The organism is Pseudomonas sp. GW821-FHT09E04 (genome assembly GCF_059416185.1).
Genome location: NZ_JBWKOR010000003.1, coordinates 701880 through 725321, shown reverse-complemented (window position 1 = coordinate 725321; position 23442 = coordinate 701880). Strand labels below are relative to the sequence as shown.

At 61.2% G+C, this 23442-nt stretch carries 24 protein-coding genes; 8 read left to right on the top strand and 16 right to left on the bottom strand.

What is annotated here, in order from left to right; translation table 11 throughout:
* Positions 1 to 118 precede the first annotated feature (118 nt).
* Both AC07N4_RS14335 and AC07N4_RS14330 read left to right on the top strand, forming a co-directional pair.
* Positions 119 to 2074, top strand: a complete 1956-nt coding sequence (locus AC07N4_RS14335) for a hypothetical protein (RefSeq protein ID WP_493066297.1) — start codon at positions 119 to 121, stop codon at positions 2072 to 2074.
* A 124-nt stretch (positions 2075 to 2198) separates the two neighbouring features.
* Entirely contained in the window at positions 2199 to 2705 is a 507-nt protein-coding gene (locus AC07N4_RS14330; RefSeq protein WP_493066296.1) for a DUF4823 domain-containing protein, read from the top strand.
* Positions 2706 to 2787: 82 nt separating this feature from the next.
* On the opposite strand, the gene AC07N4_RS14325 is transcribed toward AC07N4_RS14330, so the two are convergent.
* On the bottom strand, positions 2788 to 3537 hold the full coding sequence (locus tag AC07N4_RS14325) for a substrate-binding periplasmic protein (protein WP_493066295.1): 750 nt from the start codon (positions 3535 to 3537) through the stop codon (positions 2788 to 2790).
* Positions 3538 to 3682: 145 nt separating this feature from the next.
* Between AC07N4_RS14325 and dnaX the strand changes: the two genes are divergently transcribed.
* From dnaX to AC07N4_RS14300, 5 genes are all read left to right on the top strand, one after another.
* Positions 3683 to 5767 (top strand): DNA polymerase III subunit gamma/tau, encoded by a 2085-nt coding sequence (gene dnaX, locus AC07N4_RS14320; RefSeq protein ID WP_493066294.1) that lies wholly within the window; start codon positions 3683 to 3685, stop codon positions 5765 to 5767.
* A gap of 67 nt (positions 5768 to 5834) precedes the next feature.
* Positions 5835 to 6173 (top strand): YbaB/EbfC family nucleoid-associated protein, encoded by a 339-nt coding sequence (locus tag AC07N4_RS14315; protein WP_007951650.1) that lies wholly within the window; start codon positions 5835 to 5837, stop codon positions 6171 to 6173.
* A 147-nt stretch (positions 6174 to 6320) separates the two neighbouring features.
* Positions 6321 to 7355 carry an NADPH-dependent curcumin/dihydrocurcumin reductase gene (gene curA, locus AC07N4_RS14310; RefSeq protein WP_493066293.1) on the top strand — a complete coding sequence of 345 codons (1035 nt, stop codon included), beginning with the start codon at positions 6321 to 6323 and terminating at the stop codon, positions 7353 to 7355.
* 66 nt (positions 7356 to 7421) lie between these two features.
* Entirely contained in the window at positions 7422 to 8024 is a 603-nt protein-coding gene (gene recR, locus AC07N4_RS14305; protein WP_096822493.1) for a recombination mediator RecR, read from the top strand.
* Positions 8025 to 8095: 71 nt separating this feature from the next.
* On the top strand, positions 8096 to 9244 hold the full coding sequence (locus AC07N4_RS14300; protein ID WP_493066292.1) for an acyl-CoA dehydrogenase family protein: 1149 nt from the start codon (positions 8096 to 8098) through the stop codon (positions 9242 to 9244).
* Positions 9245 to 9388: 144 nt separating this feature from the next.
* Here the strand turns inward: AC07N4_RS14300 and AC07N4_RS14295 are convergent, their stop codons facing one another.
* Both AC07N4_RS14295 and fnr read right to left on the bottom strand, forming a co-directional pair.
* Positions 9389 to 9937 (bottom strand): adenine phosphoribosyltransferase, encoded by a 549-nt coding sequence (locus tag AC07N4_RS14295; RefSeq protein WP_003223345.1) that lies wholly within the window; start codon positions 9935 to 9937, stop codon positions 9389 to 9391.
* A 78-nt stretch (positions 9938 to 10015) separates the two neighbouring features.
* A complete protein-coding gene (gene fnr, locus AC07N4_RS14290; RefSeq protein WP_007951654.1) occupies positions 10016 to 10750 on the bottom strand; it encodes a fumarate/nitrate reduction transcriptional regulator Fnr in 735 nt (244 codons plus the stop codon).
* 155 nt (positions 10751 to 10905) lie between these two features.
* Here fnr and AC07N4_RS14285 point away from each other — a divergent pair, with 155 nt between their 5' ends.
* The gene (locus AC07N4_RS14285; protein WP_096822491.1) at positions 10906 to 11388 is read left to right on the top strand and encodes a hypothetical protein; all 483 of its coding nucleotides are present in this window, start codon (positions 10906 to 10908) and stop codon (positions 11386 to 11388) included.
* Here AC07N4_RS14285 and hemN read toward each other — a convergent pair.
* From hemN to ccoN, 13 genes are all read right to left on the bottom strand, one after another.
* A complete protein-coding gene (gene hemN / locus AC07N4_RS14280; RefSeq protein WP_096822490.1) occupies positions 11385 to 12767 on the bottom strand; it encodes an oxygen-independent coproporphyrinogen III oxidase in 1383 nt (460 codons plus the stop codon). The genes AC07N4_RS14285 and hemN overlap by 4 nt on opposite strands.
* An 85-nt stretch (positions 12768 to 12852) precedes the next feature.
* Positions 12853 to 13536 carry a sulfite exporter TauE/SafE family protein gene (locus AC07N4_RS14275; protein ID WP_039770036.1) on the bottom strand — a complete coding sequence of 228 codons (684 nt, stop codon included), beginning with the start codon at positions 13534 to 13536 and terminating at the stop codon, positions 12853 to 12855.
* On the bottom strand, positions 13529 to 13741 hold the full coding sequence (gene ccoS / locus AC07N4_RS14270; protein ID WP_007951659.1) for a cbb3-type cytochrome oxidase assembly protein CcoS: 213 nt from the start codon (positions 13739 to 13741) through the stop codon (positions 13529 to 13531). The genes AC07N4_RS14275 and ccoS overlap by 8 nt, the downstream gene beginning before the upstream one ends.
* Positions 13742 to 13763: 22 nt before the next feature.
* Positions 13764 to 16214: a heavy metal translocating P-type ATPase gene (locus tag AC07N4_RS14265; protein WP_493066291.1), complete on the bottom strand. Its 2451-nt coding sequence runs from the start codon at positions 16212 to 16214 to the stop codon at positions 13764 to 13766.
* A 318-nt stretch (positions 16215 to 16532) separates the two neighbouring features.
* Positions 16533 to 17072 carry a FixH family protein gene (locus AC07N4_RS14260; RefSeq protein WP_102622556.1) on the bottom strand — a complete coding sequence of 180 codons (540 nt, stop codon included), beginning with the start codon at positions 17070 to 17072 and terminating at the stop codon, positions 16533 to 16535.
* A gap of 11 nt (positions 17073 to 17083) precedes the next feature.
* On the bottom strand, positions 17084 to 18499 hold the full coding sequence (gene ccoG / locus AC07N4_RS14255) for a cytochrome c oxidase accessory protein CcoG (protein WP_192560188.1): 1416 nt from the start codon (positions 18497 to 18499) through the stop codon (positions 17084 to 17086).
* Between the two features lie 263 nt (positions 18500 to 18762).
* Positions 18763 to 18951, bottom strand: coding sequence for a hypothetical protein (locus AC07N4_RS14250; protein ID WP_102622554.1), 189 nt, complete (start codon positions 18949 to 18951; stop codon positions 18763 to 18765).
* 149 nt (positions 18952 to 19100) lie between these two features.
* Complete coding sequence (locus AC07N4_RS14245; protein WP_102622553.1) at positions 19101 to 19508, bottom strand: type II toxin-antitoxin system VapC family toxin; 408 nt, start codon at positions 19506 to 19508, stop codon at positions 19101 to 19103.
* Complete coding sequence (locus AC07N4_RS14240; RefSeq protein ID WP_065259746.1) at positions 19509 to 19763, bottom strand: type II toxin-antitoxin system Phd/YefM family antitoxin; 255 nt, start codon at positions 19761 to 19763, stop codon at positions 19509 to 19511. It lies immediately after the preceding gene.
* 171 nt (positions 19764 to 19934) lie between these two features.
* Positions 19935 to 20918: a cytochrome-c oxidase, cbb3-type subunit III gene (gene ccoP, locus AC07N4_RS14235; protein WP_096822486.1), complete on the bottom strand. Its 984-nt coding sequence runs from the start codon at positions 20916 to 20918 to the stop codon at positions 19935 to 19937.
* Positions 20915 to 21100, bottom strand: coding sequence for a CcoQ/FixQ family Cbb3-type cytochrome c oxidase assembly chaperone (locus tag AC07N4_RS14230; protein ID WP_003175465.1), 186 nt, complete (start codon positions 21098 to 21100; stop codon positions 20915 to 20917). The genes ccoP and AC07N4_RS14230 overlap by 4 nt, the downstream gene beginning before the upstream one ends.
* 5 nt (positions 21101 to 21105) lie before the next feature.
* Entirely contained in the window at positions 21106 to 21714 is a 609-nt protein-coding gene (gene ccoO / locus AC07N4_RS14225; protein WP_007905434.1) for a cytochrome-c oxidase, cbb3-type subunit II, read from the bottom strand.
* Positions 21714 to 23156, bottom strand: coding sequence for a cytochrome-c oxidase, cbb3-type subunit I (gene ccoN / locus AC07N4_RS14220; RefSeq protein ID WP_085711942.1), 1443 nt, complete (start codon positions 23154 to 23156; stop codon positions 21714 to 21716). The genes ccoO and ccoN overlap by 1 nt, the downstream gene beginning before the upstream one ends.
* Between the last annotated feature and the right edge of the window lie 286 nt (positions 23157 to 23442).

Sequence of the window (23442 nt, the reverse complement as noted above, 5' to 3'; positions counted from 1 at the left end):
GGTGCCGACACGGGGTAATCATTTGCTCTTCAATCCCGCATACTCGCAGCCACCGAAATAAATGAAGAGTCTGGCCGGGATCGACCTTGTAAGGTCTGCACCCTGGCCGCGAGGTTTTATGCTCCCGGAACATTCCGATTTATCCAGCCCCGTGTTTTTGCCCGTCACGGATGAAACCTGCGCGAACCTGCTGCAGGCGAGTGGCGCCAAAGCCCTCGAAGCCCTGACCGATCCGGAGTTGGCGGCAGTGCTGGTCATCCAGAATCTGGTGCAAACGACAGAGCAGGATCTCGGCGCCGTGGCGGCAGAGAAGATTCTGGCCAAGCTCTTGTCTTGGGCTGCCGAAAAGCGGCAGTCAACAACGGCGGGCCTGCTGTCGGAAGCGCAGCGGCTGTTCGACCCGCGCAAATTGTATTTCGGCCTGAAAGTTCTCAAACCACTGAACCTGCGTTTTCTGCTGGCCGAAGAAGTGTCCGCACGCGACTATTTGTTGCCCGATGGTCAGTGGGATTTCGAATACAAAGTCCGGCGCCACCGTAGCCATGACCCGTTCAGTCAACAGATCGTGACGCCCCGGCAGCGCGAGCGCTGGTTGAGCCCGGCGCAGGACAAACTGGTCAGGACCTTCCGCGCCAACCTGGATGAAGATCTCCACGTTCAAGGTTACGCAGGGATCGGCAAGAGCCATCTGCTGGTGGCCTTGCTGGAGCATCTACGCCCGGAAAAAACCCTGTTGCTGGCGCGCACCCCGGCCAAGCTCGAAGTCCTTCGCCAGCGCATGGTGGGGCCGAGCGAGAAGAAGGCCGGCAAGACCTTCCTGGCGTTTGCCCAGTCGCTGATGCTCGGTCGCAGGCCTGCGGCGGAGGGGGCTCGAATCCCGACTCGGCAGGCGCTGGCGCAGGAACTGAACATCTTCGGTTTCCGCCACCACGACGGGCAGGCGACCCTTGAGCTCTGCCTCAAAGTGATCGAGCGCTACTGCCGTTTCCGTGATCACACTTTTTCGGCGAAGCATCTGCCGCACTTCAACCAGCCGCTCTCCAGCGTGGACGCGCAGGTTTTACTGGAGTATTCGAGCCGGGTGTGGGGCTACCTCGAACTCAACCCGGCGTGGGGCAGTCAGACCGGCTTCGAAGCTCTGTTGATGATCAAGCGCGCCTGTATTGCCGGCTGCGTGGTGCCGGCGCGCTACACCCACGTGCTGATCGACGAGAGTCAGGACATTCCCGGCTCGCTGTTGCAGATCATCGAACGCGGTCGTCAGGTGCTGATCACCCTCGGCGACGAGTACCAGCAGGCCAGCGGCGTGTCGGTCAAGCGGCACCGCGAGGTCCGCCAGAGCGATATCAGCTATTCCGTGCGCTCGGGCCGCAACGTTGAAAGGCTGGTCAACCCGCTGATCGCCCGGCACTCGCAGAAGGGCAAGATTCCGTTCGAAGGCGCCAGTGATGCTGACGTCGTCATCAAGGAGTACCCGGAAGGTTTCGTCCCGTCCGAAGGTTGCGTAGTGCTGACGGCATCGCCGTGGGACACCATGATCTGGGCCATCCACCTGCACGATTCCAACTGCAAGTTCAGATTCCCGGACAAGCGAACCCAGGATGATCTGAAGCATTTCATGGCTACGGCCATCGAATTGTTCAAACCGGATTTCTATCGCTCCGAATACAGCGAAAACGGCGTGCATCCTTACTTCAGCGACTTGCCCGACTGGCAGGCCGTGTGCGACGCCAATCAGTTCGACGAGTCGTTTCTGCGGGTCAAGGCCAAGCTGGAAAACGGCTTCATGATTGCCGACCTGACACGCCTGAACCGAATGATCGACAACACAGGCAACGGCTGCATGTTGATGCTGGCGGAAGAGGCGGGGGGCATGGAGTTCGACAAGGTGCTGCTGACCCCCGGCCTGCTGACCAACGAGAAATTCAAGGATGCCTATGCGTTCGATCAGCGGATCTGTGCCGTGTACATCGCCATTTCCCGCGCCAGGCTGAAGCTTTACGTGCCGTACGATGTGGTTGCGTGGGTCGAGTATCACGAATACCAGAAATTCCGCGATACGGCCGGCCATTGATGGTGCCGGGCTGTTGAGATCCTTCGGTCATGGACAGAGTGGTGGCGCATTAGTAGCATTCGCGCGCTTCAGCCTTCTATTCAGCGGGTTGAGCTCTTCTCGTATCGAAAGTCATGGAGACACTGTGTTCAAGCGTTCAATCATCGTTTTATCTGTTCTGGTGTCAGGCTGTTCCGCCAAGTACGTTCAGCAGGATTTGACGACAAGCACTGAAAAGTTGATTCAAGGTCAGTCGGTCTCTATCGCAACGCCTGTCGATGGTCGTTACGAGACCACCGTTTATAAAGCGTCGGGTGCCATGACGGCGGGCGCGGTCCGGTCGGCATTTGCCCGCTATGCGAATCAGGTGAAAGTGTCCGAATCCTGTGCGGATCTTGCCTGTATCAGGCAGCAGGGGAGTGCCGGGTACTACGTTGTGCCGGAAATCCTGCATTGGGAAGACCGGGCTACGGAGTGGTCGGGTATTCCGGACCGGATCGAAGTGAAATTGGCGATTTACGGCGCGAAGGGCGATGAACCTCTGGCGTCGACCGTGGTGTCAGGCAAGAGCAAGTGGCTGACGTTCGGCGGCGATCATCCACAGGATCTGCTGCAGAAACCGATCGAAAGTTATGTGAAGGCTCAGTATTGAGATTTGTAGCTGGCTGAAAAACATCGGCAATGAAAAAAGGAACTCGTCAGACGGGTTCCTTTTTTTTGTGGGTGTTTACGGGTCAAGGTTCGCTGCCCGACCCCCCGGTATACAACCGGATAATGTCATCAATCTCCCCCGACATTTTCATCTGCAGCAACGTCCTCAATATCCGCTGCACCGGCACTTTCGGATCGTTGCGGACGTAGCAGCCGACCTGCTGCTCCTGCAACACCGCCACCCCTTGCATTTGCTGCCCCGGCAGCAGGCGCTGGTTGAACCAGTCCAGCGTCCATTGATTGCTCACAGCGTAGCGGTAACGGCCGGCCAGGAGTTTGTCCAGCACCTGTTCCTGGTTGCGTGCGTCTTCGCGCCATAACCGGTCGGCGTCGAACAGCGGTTGCAGCGTGGGGTAGCTGTAGCCGAGCACGGTGCCGATCGATTGGCGGGGCAGGTGGGCCGGATCGACGCTGGAGGGTTGATCCTGGCGGCCGATCAGCAGGTCGCGCTGGAAGAATAGCGGGATGCTCCAGATGTAATTCCCGGACAGGTTCGGCAGCCACGATTGCGAGGCATAACAGCGCACGTCGACTTCGCCGTGTTCCATGGCGTTTTGCACGCGGGTGCGGGGCAGGACGTGAAACTCCGCCGGCACGCCGACCTGGGTCGCCAGGCTGAGCATCATGTCGTAAAGGATGCCCTGGGTCGGGCGGCCGCGTTCGTATTGCGCCAGCGGCATCGCCCAGCTGTCGGCCATGGCGAAGCGCAGCGGCGGCTGCGCGGCCATCGCGTTCAGGCTGATTCCCAGTATTGCCCCCACGGCCCACCGCATAAATGCTCCGGTAATTCCCGTTCCCGTGCCGACAAAAGCCTCCGCCCATGCAGCTTAGCCAGAATAGAAGAGCGCACCGGATGCAATTTTGCCCTTGCTCCGCTAGCATTAGCCGCTTCTGCTTCCTTTGCCGCGACGGTTTTCGATGAGTTATCAGGTTCTTGCACGTAAATGGCGTCCGCGCTCGTTCCGCGAAATGGTCGGCCAGACCCATGTGCTCAAGGCTCTGATCAATGCCTTGGACAGCCAGCGCCTGCACCACGCCTACCTGTTCACCGGGACGCGGGGCGTCGGCAAGACGACGATTGCGCGGATCATCGCCAAATGTCTGAACTGTGAAACAGGTATCACTTCAAGCCCGTGCGGCGAGTGTTCGGTGTGCCGCGAGATCGATGAAGGACGCTTCGTCGACCTGATCGAGATCGACGCCGCGAGCCGGACCAAGGTCGAGGACACCCGCGAGCTGCTCGACAACGTGCAGTACGCCCCGAGTCGCGGGCGCTTCAAGGTCTACCTGATCGACGAAGTGCACATGCTCTCCAGCCATTCCTTCAATGCGCTGCTGAAAACCCTCGAAGAGCCGCCGCCCTACGTCAAGTTCATCCTGGCGACCACCGATCCGCAGAAACTTCCGGCAACGATTTTGTCGCGATGCCTGCAATTCTCGCTGAAGAACATGACCCCCGAGCGGGTGGTCGAGCATTTGACCCACGTTCTCGGCGCGGAAAACGTGCCGTTCGAAGACGACGCCCTGTGGCTGCTCGGTCGCGCGGCCGACGGTTCGATGCGCGACGCCATGAGCCTGACCGATCAGGCCATCGCCTTCGGTGAAGGCAAGGTGTTGGCCGCTGATGTGCGGGCAATGCTCGGTACGCTGGATCACGGTCAGGTCTACGACGTGCTGCACGCGCTGATCGAAGGTGACGCCAAGGCGTTGCTCGAAGCCGTGCGTCACCTGGCCGAACAAGGGCCGGACTGGAACGGCGTGCTCTCGGAAATTCTCAACGTGCTGCACCGCGTCGCCATCGCCCAGGCCTTGCCGGAAGGCGTCGACAACGGCCACGGCGACCGTGACCGGGTGCTGGCACTGGCCCAGGCCTTGCCGGCCGAAGACGTGCAGTTCTATTACCAGATGGGCCTGATCGGCCGCCGCGACTTGCCGCTGGCGCCAGACCCGCGTGGCGGATTCGAAATGGTCCTGCTGCGGATGCTGGCCTTCCGGCCGGCGGATACGGCGGACGCCCCGAGGCAACCGCTAAAGCCAGTGGGGATCAGCCAGGCCACAGTTGATTCCGCAAACTCAGTGGCTGCCGCGCCGAAACCTGCGCCGGTAGTTGCTGCGGCTGTTGCGCCGGCTCCGGTGGTTGCACCTGCGCCAGCGCCTGCTCCCGAGCCCGCCCCGGTTGCCCCGGTGATTGCGCCTGAACCCCTGCCTGAGCCGGAACCAGAGCCGGTCGCCGTCGAGGAAGTCGTCGATCTGCCGTGGAATGACCCGGTAGAACCGGCTCCTGTGCAACAGCCAGCGGTCGAGCCGGTTCTGGAAACCACCGCCGAGCAGCCTGACCTGCCGCCGATGCCGCTGCCGACCCCGGACAGCGTCGTGCCGGATGCGCCGGAGTGGGCCGCCGCGCCGATCCCCGAGCCGTCGGTAGCCGAGGTCGATGCCGCCACGCCGGGCATGGATATGGACGACGAGCCGCCGCTCGACGAAGACTACATCGAGCCGGACATGGATTCGGCCTACAGTTACCTCGACGATCTGGCCAGCGAACACGCGGCCGATCCGGTCCCGGAGCCCGAGCCGGAACCCGCCGCCGCGCCGGCCACCGGTCTGGCCCTGCAATGGCTGGAGCTGTTCCCGAAACTGCCGATTTCCGGCATGACCGGTAGCATCGCCGCCAACTGCACGCTGATCGCGGTCGATGGCGACAACTGGCTGATGCACCTGGACCCGGCCCACAGCGCCTTGTTCAACGCCACTCAGCAGCGTCGTCTGAACGATGCGTTGAACCAGTACCACGGTCGCACGATCAACCTGAGCATGGAGCTGATCAAGCCCGAGCAGGAAACCCCGGCCCAGGCTGCGTCCCGGCGCCGTGCCAACCGTCAGCGCGAGGCGGAGGAGTCGATCCACGGCGATCCGTTCATCCAGCAGATGGTGCAGCAGTTCGGTGCGGTCGTGCGACACGATACTATTGAACCTGTCGACGCCCTGGTCAGTCAGGGCTAATAACTGAAGGCGTTCGGCGCAAATCGCCGGACGCTGTATTGATCCAAGTACTTTTGAGGTGATTACCATGATGAAAGGTGGCATGGCCGGCCTGATGAAGCAGGCGCAGCAGATGCAGGAAAAAATGGCCAAGATGCAGGAAGAGCTGGCCAACGCAGAAGTCACCGGTAAGGCCGGCGGCGATCTGGTCACCGTGGTGATGACCGGTCGTCACGACGTGAAAAAAGTCAGCATCGACCCAAGCGTTCTGCCGGGCCTGGACGAAGACGACCGTGAAGTGGTCGAAGATCTGGTGGCCGCTGCCGTCAACGCTGCCGTGCGTCAGATCGAAGCCAACAGCCAGGCCAAGATGGGCAGCATGACCGCTGGCATGAACCTGCCGGCCGGTATGAAACTGCCGTTCTGATTCGCCTTTGCGGATTGGATGAGCTACAAAAAATGCCAGGCATCGCGCCTGGCATTTTTGTTTCTGGCTGAAGAAGCATCGAATGCGCAAAAGCCACCAAGGTCTGCTCCCTATACCCCGAATTCATTATTCAAAGGAGACGCTGACATGTCCGACCCCCTGACCCTCAATCAACGCATCGTGCTGGCCTCGCGTCCGGTGGGCGCGCCAACACCCGAGAATTTCCGTCTGGAGCGCGAAGCGCTGCCGGCGCTTGAAGACGGCCAGTTGCTGCTCAAGACCCTTTACCTGTCACTCGATCCCTACATGCGCGGGCGCATGAGTGACGCACCGTCCTACGCGGCGCCGGTACAAATCGGCGAGGTGATGACCGGTGGGGCTGTCAGCCGGGTCGAGCAATCGCGTCATCCAAAATTCCAGGTCGGCGATCTGGTGGTCGGCGCCACGGGTTGGCAAAGCCACAGCCTCAGCGACGGGCGCAACATCATTCCGATCCCGTCGGGGCTGCCGAGCCCGTCGATGGCCCTCGGCGTGCTGGGCATGCCGGGCATGACCGCTTACATGGGGCTGATGGACATCGGCCAGCCGAAGGCAGGGGAGACCCTGGTGGTCGCCGCTGCTTCTGGCGCAGTAGGTTCGGTGGTCGGGCAGGTGGCGAAGATCAAAGGCCTGCGCGCCGTCGGCGTGGCCGGCGGTGCAGAGAAATGCAAATACGTGGTCGAGGAGTTGGGTTTCGACGCCTGTATCGATCACAAGGCGTCTGACTTCGCCGAGCAATTGGCCAAGGCCTGCCCGAAAGGCATCGACGTCTATTACGAAAACGTCGGCGGCCATGTCTTCGATGCGGTCGTCCCGCTGCTCAATCCCAAGGCGCGGATCCCGCTGTGCGGCCTGATTGCCGGCTACAACGCCACTGAAGTACCGAAAGGTCCGGATCGCCTGCCCGCACTGCAACGCACCTTGCTGACCAAGCGAGTACGCATTCAGGGCTTCATCGTGTTCGACGACTATGGCGACCGTCAGCCGGAATTCATCAGCGCCATGGTGCCGTGGGTGCGCGAGGGCAAGGTGAAATTCCGCGAAGACGTGGTCGATGGCCTGGAGCAAGCGCCGCAAGCGTTTATCGGGCTGCTGGAGGGGCGCAACTTCGGCAAACTGGTGGTGCGGGTCGCCCAGGACTGAGGATTTGACGCTGGCCGGAGGCGCGGGTATAAACCGCGTCTCGTTGTTTTGTCGGACTTTTTCCCCATGAGCTTCAGCCCTTTGATTCGCCAACTGATCGACGCCCTGCGAATTCTGCCGGGCGTGGGTCAGAAAACTGCCCAGCGTATGGCGTTGCAGTTGCTCGAACGTGACCGCAGCGGCGGCACGCGCCTGGCCCAGGCCTTGAGCCAGGCCATGGAAGGGGTCGGACACTGCCGTCAGTGCCGCACGCTGACCGAAGACGACCTGTGCCCGCAATGCGCCGACACACGCCGTGACGACACGCTGCTGTGCGTGGTGGAAGGTCCGATGGACGTCTACGCGGTCGAGCAGACCGGGTTCCGTGGGCGCTATTTCGTGCTCAAGGGGCATCTGTCGCCGCTGGACGGGCTCGGCCCGGAGGCCATCGGCATTCCGCAGTTGATGACGCGAATCGAAGAGGCAGGCACCTTCACCGAGGTCATCCTTGCCACCAACCCGACCGTGGAAGGTGAAGCGACGGCTCACTACATCGCGCAATTGCTCAACAACAAAGGCCTGATCGCCTCGCGCATCGCTCACGGTGTGCCGTTGGGTGGCGAGCTGGAACTGGTGGACGGCGGCACGCTGGCTCACTCGTTTGCCGGGCGCAAGCCGATTTCCCTCTGAACCACACAATCCTGTTGAAAACCAAGCAAGCGCTCGGTTAAGTTCGGCGAACCCTTCCATGGAGTTCGCCGATGCCCGCCTTCCAGGAATACTTCGACCCCAGCCACCAAATGGTCCGCGACAGCGTCAGACGTTTCGTCGAACGCGAGATCCTGCCGGGCATCGATGCGTGGGAAGAAGCCGAAAACTTCCCCCGTGAGCTGTACTTCAAGGCCGGTGCGGCCGGCATCCTCGGCATCGGTTATCCCGAAGCGCTGGGTGGCAGTCACGAAGGTGATCTGTTCGCCAAGATCGCCGCCAGTGAAGAACTGATGCGCTGTGGCTCCGGCGGGTTGGTGGCCGGGCTCGGTTCGCTCGATATCGGTTTACCGCCAATCGTCAAATGGGCCCGGCCCGAAGTGCGTGATCGCGTCGTGCCTCAAGTGCTCAGTGGCGAGAAAATCAGCGCATTGGCCGTCACCGAGCCGGGCGGCGGTTCTGACGTCGCCAACCTGCAGACCCGCGCCATCCGCGACGGCGATCATTACCGGGTCAGCGGCAGTAAAACCTTTATCACCAGTGGCGTACGCGCGGATTACTACACCGTCGCGGTGCGTACCGGTGCGCCCGGGTTTGGCGGCATCAGCCTGCTGTTGATCGAGAAGGGCACGCCCGGTTTTACCGTCGGTCGGCAGCTGAAGAAAATGGGTTGGTGGGCGTCGGACACGGCTGAGTTGTTCTTCGATGATTGCCGGGTACCTGTGGGAAATCTGATCGGCGCGGAGAACATGGGGTTCGCCTGCATCATGGGCAACTTCCAGAGCGAGCGGCTGGCCCTGGCGTTGATGGCCAACATGACCGCGCAACTGGCGCTGGAAGAAAGCCTGAAGTGGGCGCGGGAGCGTGAAGCGTTCGGCAAACCCATCGGCAAGTTCCAGGTGATCAAGCATCGCCTCGCGGAAATGGCCACGGCGCTGGAAGTCTCGCGGGAGTTCACCTACCGGCAGGCGGCGAAAATGGCGGCTGGGCAGAGTGTGATCAAGGAAATCTCCATGGCCAAGAATTTCGCCACGGACACCTCGGACCGCATCACCACGGAAGCGGTGCAGATTCTCGGCGGGTTGGGTTATATGCGCGAGAGCCTGGTGGAGCGGCTGTATCGGGATAACCGCATCTTGTCGATTGGCGGCGGGACGCGGGAAGTGATGAACGAGATCATCAGCAAACAGATGGGGCTTTAGATTTTGTGACTGATCGTTCCCACGCTCTGCGTGGGAATGCAGCCCGGGACGCTCCGCGTCCCTTCCAAAGGCGAACGCGGAGCGTCCGTTGAGGCATTCCCACGCGGAGCGTGGGAACGATCGGGAGTCGCGGAGCGGGGTTGCTTACTTGTCGGTCAGCGCAAACTGCGTCAGGCAGAACGTAGGAATGCCCATGTCCTCAAGACGCTGCGACCCCCCCAGTTCCGGCAGGTCGATGATCGCCGCTGCTTCGTGAACGCGGGCGCCCATGCGGCGGATCAGGTTGGCCGCTGCGATCAGCGTGCCACCGGTGGCGATCAGGTCATCGAACATCACCACCGAATCGCCTTCACACAGGCTGTCGGCGTGCACTTCGAGGAACGCTTCGCCGTATTCGGTCGCGTAGCCTTCAGCCAGTACGTCCGCCGGCAGTTTGCCTTGCTTGCGGAACAGCACCAGCGGCTTGTTCAACTGATACGCCAGCACCGAACCGATCAGAAAGCCCCGCGCATCCATCGCGCCGATGTGGGTGAAGTCGGCTTCCACATAGCGGTGGGCGAAGCTGTCCATCACCAGGCGCAGGGCCTTGGGCGACTGGAACAGCGGGGTGATGTCGCGAAAGATCACGCCCGGTTTCGGGAAATCGATCACAGGGCGGATCAGGGATTTGATGTCGAAGGAGTCGAAGACCATCGTCGAGGTGTCCTGGCAGGGCTGCAAACGGCGCAGTATACCCGCGGCTGAAACGATACGCTCGGCCGCGGGTCGAGATCAGACTTCGAGCGAGCCGCCGGCCAAGGCGCAGAGCTGGATCGGGTCGAGGATATGGATTTCCTTGCCCTCGGCGGCGATCAGTTCGTTTTGCTGGAAGCGGGTGAAGACCCGGGACACGGTTTCCACCGCCAGCCCCAGGTAGTTGCCGATTTCATTGCGCGACATGCTCAAACGGAACTGGTTGGCCGAGAACCCGCGAGCGCGGAAGCGGGCCGACAGGTTGACCAGGAACGTGGCGATGCGCTCGTCGGCGGTTTTCTTCGACAGCAACAGCATCATTTGCTGGTCGTCGCGGATTTCGCGGCTCATCACGCGCATCAACTGACGGCGCAGCTGCGGCAGTTGCAGGGCCAGTTCGTCGAGGCGTTCGAACGGAATCTCGCAGACCGAGGTGGTTTCCAGAGCCTGGGCGGAGACCGGGTGTTTCTCGGTGTCCATGCCGGACAGGCCGACCAGTTCGCTCGGCAGGTGGAAACCCGTGAGTTGTTCTTCGCCGGTATCGCTCAGGCTGAAGGTCTTCAGGGCGCCGGAGCGTACTGCATAAACGGAATCGAAGGTGTCGCCCTGGCGGAACAGGAACTCACCCTTTTTCAGCGGGCGGCCACGTTTAACGATTTCGTCCAGCGCATCCATGTCTTCCAGATTCAGCGAAAGTGGCAGGCAGAGAGGGGCCAGGCTGCAATCCTTGCAATTAGCCTGGTTGTGAGCGCGCAGTTTAACTGGCTCGGACATTTCTTAAATCCTTGTGGGAAAACACACATAAGGCGTAAGGGTAACCCAGGGGAGGACATTCAGGCCAGCCTGTGGCGAGATTGCTCCCACGGCATAAAGCCGCAGGGATGACGGCCGATAAACAGGTATCTGACGGCATGCAAGGAACCGCTTCGATGACTGCTATTGGTACGCTGACCCCCGGTAACAGTGGCGTTGCGTCGTTGCTGGAAAGTGCTGAAACCTCCGTTGACGATGAGTCCGGCACAGACGCGGCATTGTTGGGAACCCCGACTTTGGTCGAGGGCGTCAAAGTGTCGCTGTCCGGTGCCGCCATTGCAAAATCCGCCGGTGTCGGCGGGAAAAACAGCGATATCGATGAAAGCGGCTTGCCGGAAAACGTCCAGCAATTGCTGAAGATGATTCGCAAGTTGCGCCAGCAGATCGCCGAAAAGAACGCCCAGATCAACGCGCTGATGGCCAACAAGACCCTCTCCAACGAAGAGCGATTCGCCAAGATCGCTGCCCTCAAAGGCGCCATTTCTGCCCTCAACAACGGTCTCATTACCGCCAATCTGTCCCTGGCCAAGGTCATCGATCAATCGGGCCTGACCGCGGACCAGAACCTGAAAACCAATACCTTGCTGATGAAAAGCTAGATCACCCGCGAGAAACGCTGGCGGTTCTGCTGTTCCAGATACGCGTCGAACACCATGCACACCGAACGCACCAGCAGGCGCCCGGCCGGCAGCACGCTGATTCGTTCGCGATCCAGTTCGATCAACCCGTCCTTTGCCATGCCTTGCAACTGCGGCCAGAGCGCGCCGAAGTAGCCCTGGAAATCGATGTTGAAACTGCGCTCGATCTCGGCGAAATCCAGGCTGAAATTGCAGATCAGTTGCTGAATCACTGCGCGACGCAGGCGATCGTCAGCGTTGCACACCAGGCCACGGCTGGTGGCCAGTTGCGCGCCAGCCAGGGTGTTCTGGTATTGATTGAGGTCGCTGCTGTTCTGGCAGTACAGGTCGCCGATCTGGCTGATGGCCGATACGCCCAGACCGATCAGGTCGCAATGACCGTGGGTGGTGTAGCCCTGGAAGTTGCGTTGCAGGGTCGATTCTTCCTGGGCAATCGCCAGTTCATCGTCGGGCAGGGCGAAGTGGTCCATGCCGATGTAGCGATAGCCGGCGGCGGTCAGTTGTTCGATGGTGCGTTGCAGCATTTCCAGTTTCTGCGTCGGGCTCGGCAGTTCGTTGCCGTTGATCCGCCGCTGCGGCATGAAGCGTTCTGGCAGGTGTGCGTAGTTGAACACCGACAGCCGATCCGGTTGCAGGCTGATGACTTCCTCGACGGTACGGGCGAAGTTGTCCGGGGTCTGCTTGGGCAGGCCGTAGATCAGGTCGATGTTGATCGAGCGAAATTGCAGGGTCCGCGCTGCGTCGATCACGGCGCGGGTTTCTTCCAGGCTTTGCAGGCGATTGACTGCGCGTTGCACCGCCGGGTCGAGATCCTGCAGGCCGATGCTGACCCGGTTGAAGCCCAGCTCACGCAGCAGGCCCATGGTCGACCAGTCGGCTTCGCGTGGGTCGATCTCAATGCCGTAATCGCCAGAATCGTCATCCAGCAGATTGAAATGTTTGCGCAGGTGCGCCATCAACTGCCGCAGTTCGTCGTGGCTGAGAAAGGTCGGGGTGCCGCCGCCGAAGTGCAGTTGTTCGACTTTCTGCGCCGGGTCGAGGTGGCAGGCGATCAGCTGGATTTCCTGTTCGAGCCGTTGCAGGTACGGCAGGGCGCGGCCGCGATCCTTGGTGATGACCTTGTTGCAGGCGCAGTAGTAGCAAATGTTCGCGCAGAACGGCACGTGCACGTACAGCGACAACGGGCGCAGGGCCTTGCGGCTGTCGCGCAGGGCATGGAACAGGTCGAAGGTGCCGACCTGACTGTTGAATTGCACGGCCGTCGGGTACGAGGTGTAGCGCGGCCCCGCCAGGTCGTAGCGGCGGATCAAATCGGTGTCCCAACGAATGGCGTCGAGCATGCGGGCATTCCCCCGGATAGGCTGGCAGTGTGAGCGAGTCTAGGGGAGGGCGCGGAGGGGCATCTTGATTTGCATCAAGCCTGGATCAGTGGCCCATCAGCCAGTGCTGGTGTGGCCCCGGCAGGGTCCAGATGCCGAACAGGATCACCAGCAATCCACCAGCCATGCGCACGCTGCGTTTGCGCAACAGCGCTGTGACCCGCTCGGCCGCGAGGCCGGTCGCCAGCAATACCGGCCAGGTGCCGAGCCCGAAGGCGAGCATCAGCAAGGCGCTGTCGAGTGCATTGCCCTGGCTGGCCGACCACAGCAACGTGCTGTAAACCAGCCCGCACGGCAGCCAGCCCCACAGCGCGCCGAGCAGCAGCGCCCGGGGCAGACTCGACACCGGCAGCAGACGATTGGCGACAGGCTGAATGTAGCGCCACAGTCCGCGACCGAGGCTTTCGATGCGAGTCAGGCCGCTCCACCAGCCCGCCAGGTACAGGCCCATGGCGATCAGCAGCAACCCGGCGAGCACGCGCATGAACAGCGCCGCAGGACTGTTGGCGACGGCCCATCCGGCCAGCCCGATCAGCAATCCAGCCGTGGCATAACTGAGGATTCGTCCGAGGTTGTAGGCCAGCAGCAATCGAAAGCGTCGGCTGCGTTGTTCCTTGGGAATCGCCAGGGTCAGCGCGCCCATCAGGCCGCCGCACATGCCCAGGCAATGCCCGCCGCCGAGCAGGCCGAGAATCAACGCAGACACCAACAGCGGCGCCAGTTCAAGCATGGGGTGGCGCCTTGTCGTCCGGCTTGGCCGGGTTGGCTTCGTCCACCGCGGCGGTGTGGTTCGGGTCCTGATCGTCGAACAGGATGCTGTGGGCGGGGCCGTCGAGGTCGTCGTACTGGCCGCTGTCCACCGCCCAGAAGAAGATGTAGACGGCGATGGCCACGATCAGCAGCGCGGCCGGGATCATCACGTAGAGAGCTGGCATCTGTACTCCATGCCCGCGCGGCTCAGGCCGGCAGCGGGCGGGTTTCTGACGAGGCGCTGACGGCCGGCGCACTCGGCAGGCGAGTCAGGCGCAGGGCGTTGAGCACCACGGTCAGCGAACTGATCGACATGCCGACGGCGGCCCACACCGGAGTGATCCAGCCGAGGGCGGCGAACGGCAACATGAGGCCATTGTACAGCGCGGCCCACAACAGGTTCTCGATGATCACCCGCCGTGTGCGACGGGCGAGCGAGAAGGCTTGTACGAGGGCGTCGAGACGGTTGGACAGCAGCACCGCATCGGCACTGGTTTTCGCAAGATCAGTGGCCGAGCCCATGGCCACGCTGATGTCCGCAGCGGCCAGCACCGGCACGTCATTGACCCCGTCGCCGAGCATCAGCACCTTGCGGCCGTCCTTGTGCAGTTGTTGCAACACTTGCAGCTTGTCGTCCGGACGCAGACCGCCCCGGGCCTCGTCGATGCCCAGTTCGGTGGCGACACTGGCGACCATCGGCGAACTGTCGCCCGACAACAGCAGCGTGTGCCAGCCGCGCGCCTTGCACGCAGCGAGCAGGGCCGGGGCGTCGGCGCGCAGGCGATCATCAAGGACGAACCAGGCCAGCGGCCCCTGATCGTCACCGAGCAACAACCATTGGCCCGGTTCATCGGGCATCGACGGCACAGGCGCGCCGCTCAGATCGCAGACAAAATCGGCCTGACCGATACGCAAGCGCTGTGTTCCGACCAATCCTTCAAGCCCCAGCCCCGGCGTGCTGTGAACTTCTTCGGCGGCCAGCGGCGCCCGGCCAAAAGCCCGGGCAATCGGGTGTTCCGAGCGGTTTTCCAGCGCGGCGGCCAGGCTCAGGCATTGATCGCTGTCGAGGGCGCCAAGCGGGCGGATCGAGCGCAGCACCAGTCGGCCTTCGGTGAGGGTGCCGGTCTTGTCGAAGATCACCGTGTCGATCTGGTTCAGACCTTCCAGCACATGACCGCGGGTCAGCAGCAGGCCGAGTTTGTGCAGGGTGCCGGTGGCGGCGGTGAGGGCGGTCGGCGTCGCCAGAGACAGCGCGCACGGGCAGGTCGCCACCAGCATGGCGAGGACGATCCAGAACGCCCGCGACGAATCCAGTTCCCACCACAGCAGACCGATGGCGGCCGCCGCGATCAGCGACAGCAACAGGAACCACTGCGCGGCACGGTCGGCGATTTCCGCCAGCCGAGGTTTTTCCGCCTGGGCGCGATCCAGCAGGCGGACGATGGCCGACAGCCGCGTGTCCTGACCCAACGCCTGCACTTCGACGGTCAGCGCACCTTCCACATTCAGCGTGCCGGCGGTGACTGCATCGCCCAATGTGCGCGGCTGTGGCAGGTATTCGCCGGTCAGCAGCGACTCATCAATACTCGACTGGCCGTCGAGGATCTTGCCGTCCGCCGGCAGCACAGAACCCGGTTGAACCAGCACCCGGTCACCGAGGCGCAGTTCGCTGAGCAGGATCCGCTCGCTCTGGCCGGCGGCGTCGAGGCGCAGGCACGAAGCCGGCAATAGATTGACCAGTTGCGCGGTGGCAGCGGCGGTGCGTTCCCGGGCGCGGCGTTCCAGATAGCGCCCGGCCAACAGGAACAGGGCGAACATGCCCACCGCATCGAAATAAAGCTCGCCGACCCCGGTGATCGAGGTCCAGATCCCGGCGACATAAGCCGCACCGATCGCCAGCGATACCGAGACGTCCATGGTCAGGTGGCGAGTGCGCAAGTCGCGCATGGCACCTTTGAAAAACGGCGCGCAGCTGTAGAACACAATCGGCGTGGTGAGGAACAGCGCGACCCAGCGCAGGATGGTGTGCAATTCCGGGCTGAGGTCGATGTTGAATTCCGGCCATGTCGCCATGGTCGCCATCATCGCCTGAAACCACAGCAGCCCGGCGACCCCGAGTTGGCGCAGCGCGAGGCGGTTTTCGCTGGCCAGTTGTTCGCTGGCGCGGTCGGCCTGATACGGGTGCGCGGCGTAGCCGATGTGACGCAGTTCGCCGAGGATCTGGCTCAGCGGCAATTGGGCGTCAGCCCAGCGCACATGAAGGCGATGGTTGGACAGATTCAGCCGCGCCTCGGCCACGGCGGGCAGGGTGCGCAGGTGTTTCTCGATCAGCCAGCCGCAGGCGGCGCAACTGATGCCTTCCATCAACAGCGTGGTCTCGGCCAGTTCACCTTCGTGGCGCACGAAAGGTTGCTGCACGTCGGCGCGGTCGTACAGCTCAAGCTCATCGACCAGTTGCACCGGCAGCGCTTCGGGGTTGGCCGAGGCTTCGCTGCGGTGCTGGTAATAACTTTCCAGCCCGCCAGCGACGATGGCTTCGGCCACGGCCTGACAGCCGGGGCAGCAGAACTCGCGGGACTTCCCGAGCACGATGGCGGTGAAGCGACTGCCCGAAGGGACGGGCAGGGCGCAGTGGTAGCAGGTGATGGGGGTGGTCATGGCATTGTCGAAGGGGTGAGCCCTTTTTTTCGGGTTGTCCGCTTGCCCTCACCCCAGCCCTCTCCCGGAGGGAGAGGGAGCCGATCGGTGGAGGCCGGATTAATGGGTTCAGTCAGCGTTATCGTCACTGGCATACATCGATTATGCAAACACCCGAGATCAGTGCCTTCTCCAGGGAGAGGGAGCCGATCGGTATAGGCCGGAAAAATGTGTTCAGTCAGCGCTATCGGCACTGGTGTACATCGAATTTATAAACACCCGAGATCAGTTCCCTCTCCTGGGGGAGAGGGCTAGGGTGAGGGGGCACTTGCAGGCTGTTTACTTCTTCAAATCCTCAGCACCCTGCAGCGGTTCATCACCCAACAACAAATCCTTGTCATGGCTGACTACTTCTTCTTCGAACATCCGCCACACGTGATCGTCCTGCGAACCCAGCAGTTCCACAAAGCGCCGGCCTTCGATCTTGTCGCTCAACTGGCCAATGTAGCGGCCGGTTTCGGTTTCACTGCGGGTCAGGACAATCTTGCGATCCTTGTCCGGCTGGGTCGGCGAGATCAGGTTCAGCTCAAGGGTCTTCGGCTGGCTGTTGCCGCTCAACCGCAGATCGACTTCACCGGTGACGTCATCCAGATGCACGGCAGCGCGCATCTTCAGGTTCTGCGCCAGCAGTTCGCGATCCAGCGAACGGTTGATGCCTTTGCCGGCCTCGTAGTAGTTGTCGTTGACCAGGTTGTCCGGGTTGTTTACCGCAATGGTCACCATGGACAGCGTCAGGGTCACCGAACAGGCCAGAATCCCGATGATGATCCATGGCCAGAGATGCTTGTACCAAGGGCTTGCGGCGTTTGCTGCGGGCATGTTCAGTTCTCTCAACGATTTTGTGGGCCGATGAACCGGCTCTTGGCTTCTACGTGGACGCTGTCGTCATCGGCATCCTTGAGGATGAATTTCACCTCGTTGGTGCTCGACGGCAGCTGTTCGGGCGCGCTCGACAGCTCGACCGGCATGCTGAAGATTTCCCCGGCAGGCACCTTGATCTCGCGTTTGCCTTGCAGGCGCAGATCCGGCAAACCGGCGGCTTCCAGCACGTAGGTGTGGTCGCGCTGATCCTTGTTCATGATTTTCAGGCTGTAGACGTTTTCGATCCGGCCTTCGGCGTTTTCACGGTACAGCACGCGGTCCTTGCTGACGTCGAAACCCACCAGCGAACGCATGAAAAAGGCCGTCACCAACAGGCTGATCATCGCCAGCAGCACCACGGCGTAGCCGATCAGACGTGGTCGCAGTTTATGGGTCTTCTGGCCGGACAGGTTGTGTTCGGTGGTGTAGCTGATCAGCCCGCGCGGGTAATCCATCTTGTCCATGATGCTGTCACAGGCGTCGATGCACGCGGCGCAGCCGATGCACTCGATCTGCAGGCCGTCGCGGATGTCGATGCCGGTCGGGCAGACCTGGACGCACATGGTGCAGTCGATGCAGTCGCCCAGGCCCTGAGCCTTGTAGTCGACGCCTTTCTTGCGCGGGCCACGGCTTTCGCCGCGACGCGGGTCGTAGGAAACGATCAGTGTGTCCTTGTCGAACATCACGCTCTGGAAGCGCGCATACGGACACATGTAGATGCACACCTGCTCACGCAGCCAACCGGCGTTGCCGTACGTGGCGAGGGTGAAGAAACCGACCCAGAAATACGACCAGCCATCGGCTTGCCCGGTGAAGAACTCGAACACCAGTTCGCGGATCGGCGAGAAGTAGCCGACAAAGGTCATGCCGGTGACGAAACCGATCAGCAGCCACAGTGCGTGCTTGGAGAATTTACGCAGGAACTTGTTGGCGCTCATCGGCGCCTTGTCGAGCTTGATGCGCTGGTTGCGGTCGCCTTCGGTGACCTTCTCGCACCACATGAAAATCCACGTCCACACGCTTTGCGGGCAGGTGTAGCCACACCAGACCCGGCCGGCATACACCGTGATGAAGAACAGGCCGAACGCGGCAATGATCAGCAGGCCCGAGAGCAGAATGAAGTCCTGCGGCCAGAAGGTCGCACCGAAGATGAAGAACTTGCGTTCCGGCAGGTTCCACCACACCGCCTGATGGCCGCCCCAGTTCAGCCAGACCGTTCCGAAATACAGCAGGAACAGCGCCGCGCCGCCCATCATCCGCAGATTGCGGAACAGGCCGGTGAAAGCACGGGTGTAGATTTTTTCTCGAGAGGCGTAAAGGTCGACGCTGTTGTTCGCGTTCTTGTTGGGGGGCGTGACGTCGTGTACCGGAATCTGATTACTCATCATTGCATCCCACGGCAGTGGAAAAATGCCTCGGTCGATGCGTGCCGGCCGGGGTCAAAAAGGGGTGTTGCAGTGGCGCAATGATACGCCTGTCATGCCGACGAACGGGTGCGACCTTTGGTCGCGTTGGGGAAAAATCTTGAATGGTGTAGCGAATGTAACAAAGCATGATGCAGATCAATTGACTATAGACGATGGCTGCTGCTGAGATCGCGACGGCTTTCTGTAGAAGCGCAGGCATTGCCGTCGCTTTTATCAGTCGGTCACGGCAAGCGGCCGCCGCCAAGGCTGTCGATCCCGCCGGTGCTGCGTTTTCTGTCGGCGCCGGCTTCGCTCACGACGGATCGCGCTTGTCGTCTCAAGTTGGCGCTGTCGTTCGCATCATTTTGTGACGTTTGTTCGCCAGCCTGGATCGTCTGATCAGTTTCCAGATTCTGATGTTGTTCTGTCATTGCATAGCTTCCTTGCCAGATGAGTCGTGAAGTCTTCATGTACAGCACAACGGCTGCAGGGGGACGTTATCGCGTGCCAGCAAATGTGCCCATCGAATTTCAATTGCGAGATGTGAAGCTGCGATGCTTCCTGCTGAGGTACGGGCCTTTCAGTCCCACGGATTGATGAGCGCAACGCCACTGGATTCAAAATCGGCGACGTTGCGGGTGACCACCGTCAGTCCATGGACCAATGCCGTCGCGGCGATCAATGCATCGCTTTCATTGGCCTGATCCGGCACATGAAGGCGGGCGCAGCGCAGGGCGACGGCGGCATCGACTGGCAGGATTCGCGCATCGAAGGCCGGCATCACATGACGCTTGAGCCAGGTGCGCAAAACCTTTCCCTGAGCCGGATCGCGACGCTCCATGCGGAGCACCCCGGTCTCCAGTTCCTTCAAGGTAATGGCCGAAATAAACATACGAGGGGCAATGACAGATCTGGCCCAGGCGACAACGTTCTTGTCGGCCTGGGGTTTGCGCAGTTCAGAAATCACATTGGTGTCGAGCAAATACATTCAGGACAGATCCACGGGGCGGTGAGTGATCACGGCACGCTCGGTTTCGAACTCGATGTCTGCCGCTTCCGGCATGACCAGCAGATCGACGATGCTCGCGTTGAGGCCGGTGAGTTTTTCGTACTCCTCAATGCTTAGCAGTACGTGGGCGGGCTTGCCACGATCAGTGATGATTACCGGCCCGTTGCGGGTGGCTTTTTTGGCACTGCTTGTGTCCTGATTGAATTCGCGGCTGGAAATGGTGGTGATGGCCATCATTGCGACCTCTCCTGAAGAAGATTTGTAGCAACGTTACTACCGCGTGCGATCCCCCACAACCTGGAAAGCCTGTCGAGCGCAACCACTGGTCGGCCCATCAAAGGCCAGAAACAAAAAGGCCCCGCCAATTCTCATTGGCGGGGCCTTTTTTTGCTTCAAGCGTTGGCCTTACTGCGCCTCGGCTTCCGCTGGTTTTTCACCATGGGACAGGCTGTAAACATACGCCGCCAGCAGGTGAACCTTGTCGTTGCCTTGCAGTTGTTCCTGGGCAGGCATCTGGCCCTGACGGCCGTAACGGATGGTCTGCTGCAGTTGCGCGAAGCTCGAACCGTAGATGAACGCGGCCGGGTGGGTCAGGTTGGGTGCGCCCATCGCCGGGGTGCCTTTACCTTCCGGACCGTGGCAGGCCACGCAGTTGGTCGCGAACAGTTTCTGGCCGGCAACCGGGTCAGCCTTGGTGCCTTCCGGCAGCTTGCGGCCATCGAGGTTGGTCAGCACGAATGCCGCCACGTCGGCTACGCCTTGCTCACCAATGACTTCAGCCCAGGCTGGCATCACGGCGTGACGACCGCCCATGATGGTGGTCTTGATGGTTTCCGGCTCGCCGCCCCAGCGCCAGTCGGCGTCGGTCAGGTTAGGGAAACCATAAGCGCCCTTGGCGTCGGAACCGTGGCAGACCGAGCAGTTGGAGGCGAACAGACGGCCGCCCATCTTCAGGGCTTGCGGATCCTTGGCCACTTCTTCAATCGGCATGGCGGCGAACTTGGCGAAGATCGGACCGAACTTGGCGTCCGAACGAGCCATTTCCTTTTCCCACTCGTGAACGCCGGTCCAGCCGGTCTGACCGTTGGCGAACGCGGTCTGCTTGTCGTTATCGAGGTAGTTGTAGCCCGGCAGCAGACCTTTCCAGTTGCCCAGGCCCGGGTACAGCACCAGATAACCCAGAGCGAAGACGATGGTGCCCACGAACAGCATGAACCACCATTTCGGCAGCGGGTTGTCGTACTCCTCGATCCCGTCGAAGGAGTGGCCGACCGTCTCGTCGGTCTGCTCGGCGCGCTGACCCTTGCGGGTCGACAGCAACAGCCAGGTCAGGGAAAAGATCGTACCGAGACTGAGGACTGTGACGTACAGACTCCAGAATGTAGTCATTCTTTGTTACTCCTAGAAGCTTGCTCGACGTGCTTGATGGCTTCGGGATCATCCGCGAAGGGCAGCAAGGTCGCGTCTTCAAACTCCGACTTGCGCTTGGGGCTGAACACCCACAACGCCAGACCGATGAAGGCAACCATCACGACAACGGTGCCCAGGCCTCGAATCATCCCGATATCCATCCAGATCACCGTTTGCTTTTGATGATGGTGCCCAGGCCTTGCAGATAGGCCACCAGCGCGTCCATTTCGGTTTTACCCTTCACAGCGTCTTTTGCACCGGCAATGTCTTCGTCGGTGTAAGGGACGCCGAGCGTGCGCAACACTTCCATTTTCTTGGCCGTGTCTTTGCCGTCGAGCTTGTTTTCCACGAGGAACGGGTAAGCCGGCATTTTCGACTCAGGCACGACGTTGCGCGGGTTGTACAAGTGCGCACGCTGCCAGTCATCGGAGTAACGACCGCCGACACGGGCCAGGTCCGGGCCGGTACGCTTGGAACCCCACAGGAACGGGTGATCCCAGACGCTTTCACCGGCGACCGAGTAGTGGCCGTAGCGTTCGGTTTCGGCACGGAACGGACGGATCATCTGCGAGTGGCAGCCGACACAGCCGTTGGCGATGTAAACGTCGCGGCCTTCCAGTTCAAGGGCGGTGCGCGGCTTCATGCCTTCGACCGGCTTGTTGGTGACGTCCTGGAAAAACAGCGGAACGATTTGGGTCAGGCCACCGACGCTGACGGCGATGACCATGAAGAAGGCCAGCAGGCCAATATTCTTCTCGACAGCTTCATGCTTCATCAGTGAGCTCCAACTACGGCGATCTTGGCGGCGGCTTCAGCTTCAGCCGGGTCCGAGGCGCGAACGGTGCGCCACACGTTGTAGGCCATCAGGAACATGCCGCTGGCGAAGAACGCACCGCCCAGGGCACGGACGATGTAGCCAGGGTGGCTGGCCTGCAGCGCTTCAACGAACGAGTAGGTGAGGGTGCCGTCGTCGTTGATTGCACGCCACATCAGGCCTTGAGTGATGCCGTTGACCCACATCGAAGCGATGTACAGCACGGTACCGATGGTCGCGAGCCAGAAGTGCGCGTTGATCAGACCGACGCTGTGCATCTGCGCGCGGCCGAACAGTTTCGGGATCATGTGGTAGATCGCGCCGATCGAGATCATCGCCACCCAGCCGAGTGCGCCAGCGTGTACGTGGCCGATGGTCCAGTCGGTGTAGTGCGAGAGCGAGTTGACGGTCTTGATCGCCATCATCGGACCTTCGAAGGTCGACATGCCGTAGAACGCCAGCGATACCACGAGGAAACGCAGGATCGGGTCGGTGCGCAGCTTATGCCAGGCGCCCGACAGGGTCATCATGCCGTTGATCATGCCGCCCCAGCTTGGTGCCAGCAGGATGATCGACATCGCCATGCCCAGCGATTGCGCCCAGTCCGGCAGCGCGGTGTAGTGCAGGTGGTGCGGGCCGGCCCAGATGTACAGGGTGATCAGCGCCCAGAAGTGCACGATCGACAGGCGATAGGAGTAGATCGGACGTTCGGCCTGTTTCGGCACGAAGTAGTACATCATCCCCAGGAAGCCGGTGGTCAGGAAGAAACCCACGGCGTTGTGGCCGTACCACCACTGGATCATCGCGTCGGTCGCACCGGCATAGGCCGAGTAGGACTTGAAGAAGCTGACCGGCAGCGAGGCGTGGTTGACGATGTGCAGCATCGCCGTCACGACGATGAACGCGCCGTAGAACCAGTTACCCACGTAGATGTGCTTGGTCTTGCGCTTGGTGATGGTGCCGAAGAACACCAGACCGTAGGTGACCCAGACAATGGCCAGCAAAATGGCGAGAGGCCATTCCAGTTCCGCGTATTCCTTGGTGGTGGTGTAACCCAGCGGCAAGGTAATGATCGCGCCGACGATGACCGCTTGCCATCCCCAGAAGGTGAAGGCCGCGAGGCTGTCGGAAATCAGTCGCGTCTGGCAGGTTCGCTGCACGACATAGTAGGAAGTGGCAAACAGTGCACAACCACCGAAGGCGAAAATCACCAGGTTTGTGTGCAACGGGCGCAGGCGTCCAAAGCTCGTCCACGGCAGGCCGAAGTTCAACTCCGGCCAGACCAGTTGCGAGGCGATGAAGACACCGAGCCCCATGCCAAGGATCCCCCAGACCACCGTCATGATGGCGAACTGGCGGACTACCTTATAGTTATAAGCAGTCGGACTGATTGCTGTGCTCATTCTAAGGTTCCACGGTTTGGGTGTTTTATTAGGATTAAAATCGGCCGCAAGTATGTAGAAAGCAGGGGGTCAATGCAACGCGCCATGACCTGGGTCAATGCTTTCCAACGCTGATTCTGCGGCCTTTCCATGCGCCGCGTAAGGACAAAATTGCCCTCGGGCAAAATGTCGCAGCGGACGAAAAAAGCGAGGGGTCCCGGTCGGATGTAACGGGGTGTGTTCGAACGCTCGGTTCGGGTGACGGACGGTAATCGGCACGACAGCCGGTATCTACCGGCCTTTGCGG

What these genes read in the sequence shown, in the direction of transcription:
- recR (WP_096822493.1), top strand. Translation starts at nt 7,422, where the DNA reads ATGAGCTTCAGCCCTTTGATTCGCCAACTGATCGACGCCCTGCGAATT.
- AC07N4_RS14250 (WP_102622554.1), bottom strand. Translation starts at nt 18,951, where the DNA reads ATGACAGAACAACATCAGAATCTGGAAACTGATCAGACGATCCAGGCT.
- AC07N4_RS14285 (WP_096822491.1), top strand. Translation starts at nt 10,906, where the DNA reads ATGACTGCTATTGGTACGCTGACCCCCGGTAACAGTGGCGTTGCGTCG.
- ccoO (WP_007905434.1), bottom strand. Translation starts at nt 21,714, where the DNA reads ATGAAGCATGAAGCTGTCGAGAAGAATATTGGCCTGCTGGCCTTCTTC.
- AC07N4_RS14300 (WP_493066292.1), top strand. Translation starts at nt 8,096, where the DNA reads ATGCCCGCCTTCCAGGAATACTTCGACCCCAGCCACCAAATGGTCCGC.
- AC07N4_RS14315 (WP_007951650.1), top strand. Translation starts at nt 5,835, where the DNA reads ATGATGAAAGGTGGCATGGCCGGCCTGATGAAGCAGGCGCAGCAGATG.
- curA (WP_493066293.1), top strand. Translation starts at nt 6,321, where the DNA reads ATGTCCGACCCCCTGACCCTCAATCAACGCATCGTGCTGGCCTCGCGT.
- AC07N4_RS14325 (WP_493066295.1), bottom strand. Translation starts at nt 3,537, where the DNA reads ATGCGGTGGGCCGTGGGGGCAATACTGGGAATCAGCCTGAACGCGATG.
- ccoG (WP_192560188.1), bottom strand. Translation starts at nt 18,499, where the DNA reads ATGAGTAATCAGATTCCGGTACACGACGTCACGCCCCCCAACAAGAAC.
- AC07N4_RS14230 (WP_003175465.1), bottom strand. Translation starts at nt 21,100, where the DNA reads ATGGATATCGGGATGATTCGAGGCCTGGGCACCGTTGTCGTGATGGTT.
- ccoP (WP_096822486.1), bottom strand. Translation starts at nt 20,918, where the DNA reads ATGACTACATTCTGGAGTCTGTACGTCACAGTCCTCAGTCTCGGTACG.
- ccoS (WP_007951659.1), bottom strand. Translation starts at nt 13,741, where the DNA reads ATGCCAGCTCTCTACGTGATGATCCCGGCCGCGCTGCTGATCGTGGCC.
- hemN (WP_096822490.1), bottom strand. Translation starts at nt 12,767, where the DNA reads ATGCTCGACGCCATTCGTTGGGACACCGATTTGATCCGCCGCTACGAC.
- AC07N4_RS14265 (WP_493066291.1), bottom strand. Translation starts at nt 16,214, where the DNA reads ATGACCACCCCCATCACCTGCTACCACTGCGCCCTGCCCGTCCCTTCG.
- AC07N4_RS14335 (WP_493066297.1), top strand. Translation starts at nt 119, where the DNA reads ATGCTCCCGGAACATTCCGATTTATCCAGCCCCGTGTTTTTGCCCGTC.
- AC07N4_RS14295 (WP_003223345.1), bottom strand. Translation starts at nt 9,937, where the DNA reads ATGGTCTTCGACTCCTTCGACATCAAATCCCTGATCCGCCCTGTGATC.
- dnaX (WP_493066294.1), top strand. Translation starts at nt 3,683, where the DNA reads ATGAGTTATCAGGTTCTTGCACGTAAATGGCGTCCGCGCTCGTTCCGC.
- ccoN (WP_085711942.1), bottom strand. Translation starts at nt 23,156, where the DNA reads ATGAGCACAGCAATCAGTCCGACTGCTTATAACTATAAGGTAGTCCGC.
- AC07N4_RS14260 (WP_102622556.1), bottom strand. Translation starts at nt 17,072, where the DNA reads ATGCCCGCAGCAAACGCCGCAAGCCCTTGGTACAAGCATCTCTGGCCA.
- fnr (WP_007951654.1), bottom strand. Translation starts at nt 10,750, where the DNA reads ATGTCCGAGCCAGTTAAACTGCGCGCTCACAACCAGGCTAATTGCAAG.
- AC07N4_RS14275 (WP_039770036.1), bottom strand. Translation starts at nt 13,536, where the DNA reads ATGCTTGAACTGGCGCCGCTGTTGGTGTCTGCGTTGATTCTCGGCCTG.
- AC07N4_RS14245 (WP_102622553.1), bottom strand. Translation starts at nt 19,508, where the DNA reads ATGTATTTGCTCGACACCAATGTGATTTCTGAACTGCGCAAACCCCAG.
- AC07N4_RS14240 (WP_065259746.1), bottom strand. Translation starts at nt 19,763, where the DNA reads ATGGCCATCACCACCATTTCCAGCCGCGAATTCAATCAGGACACAAGC.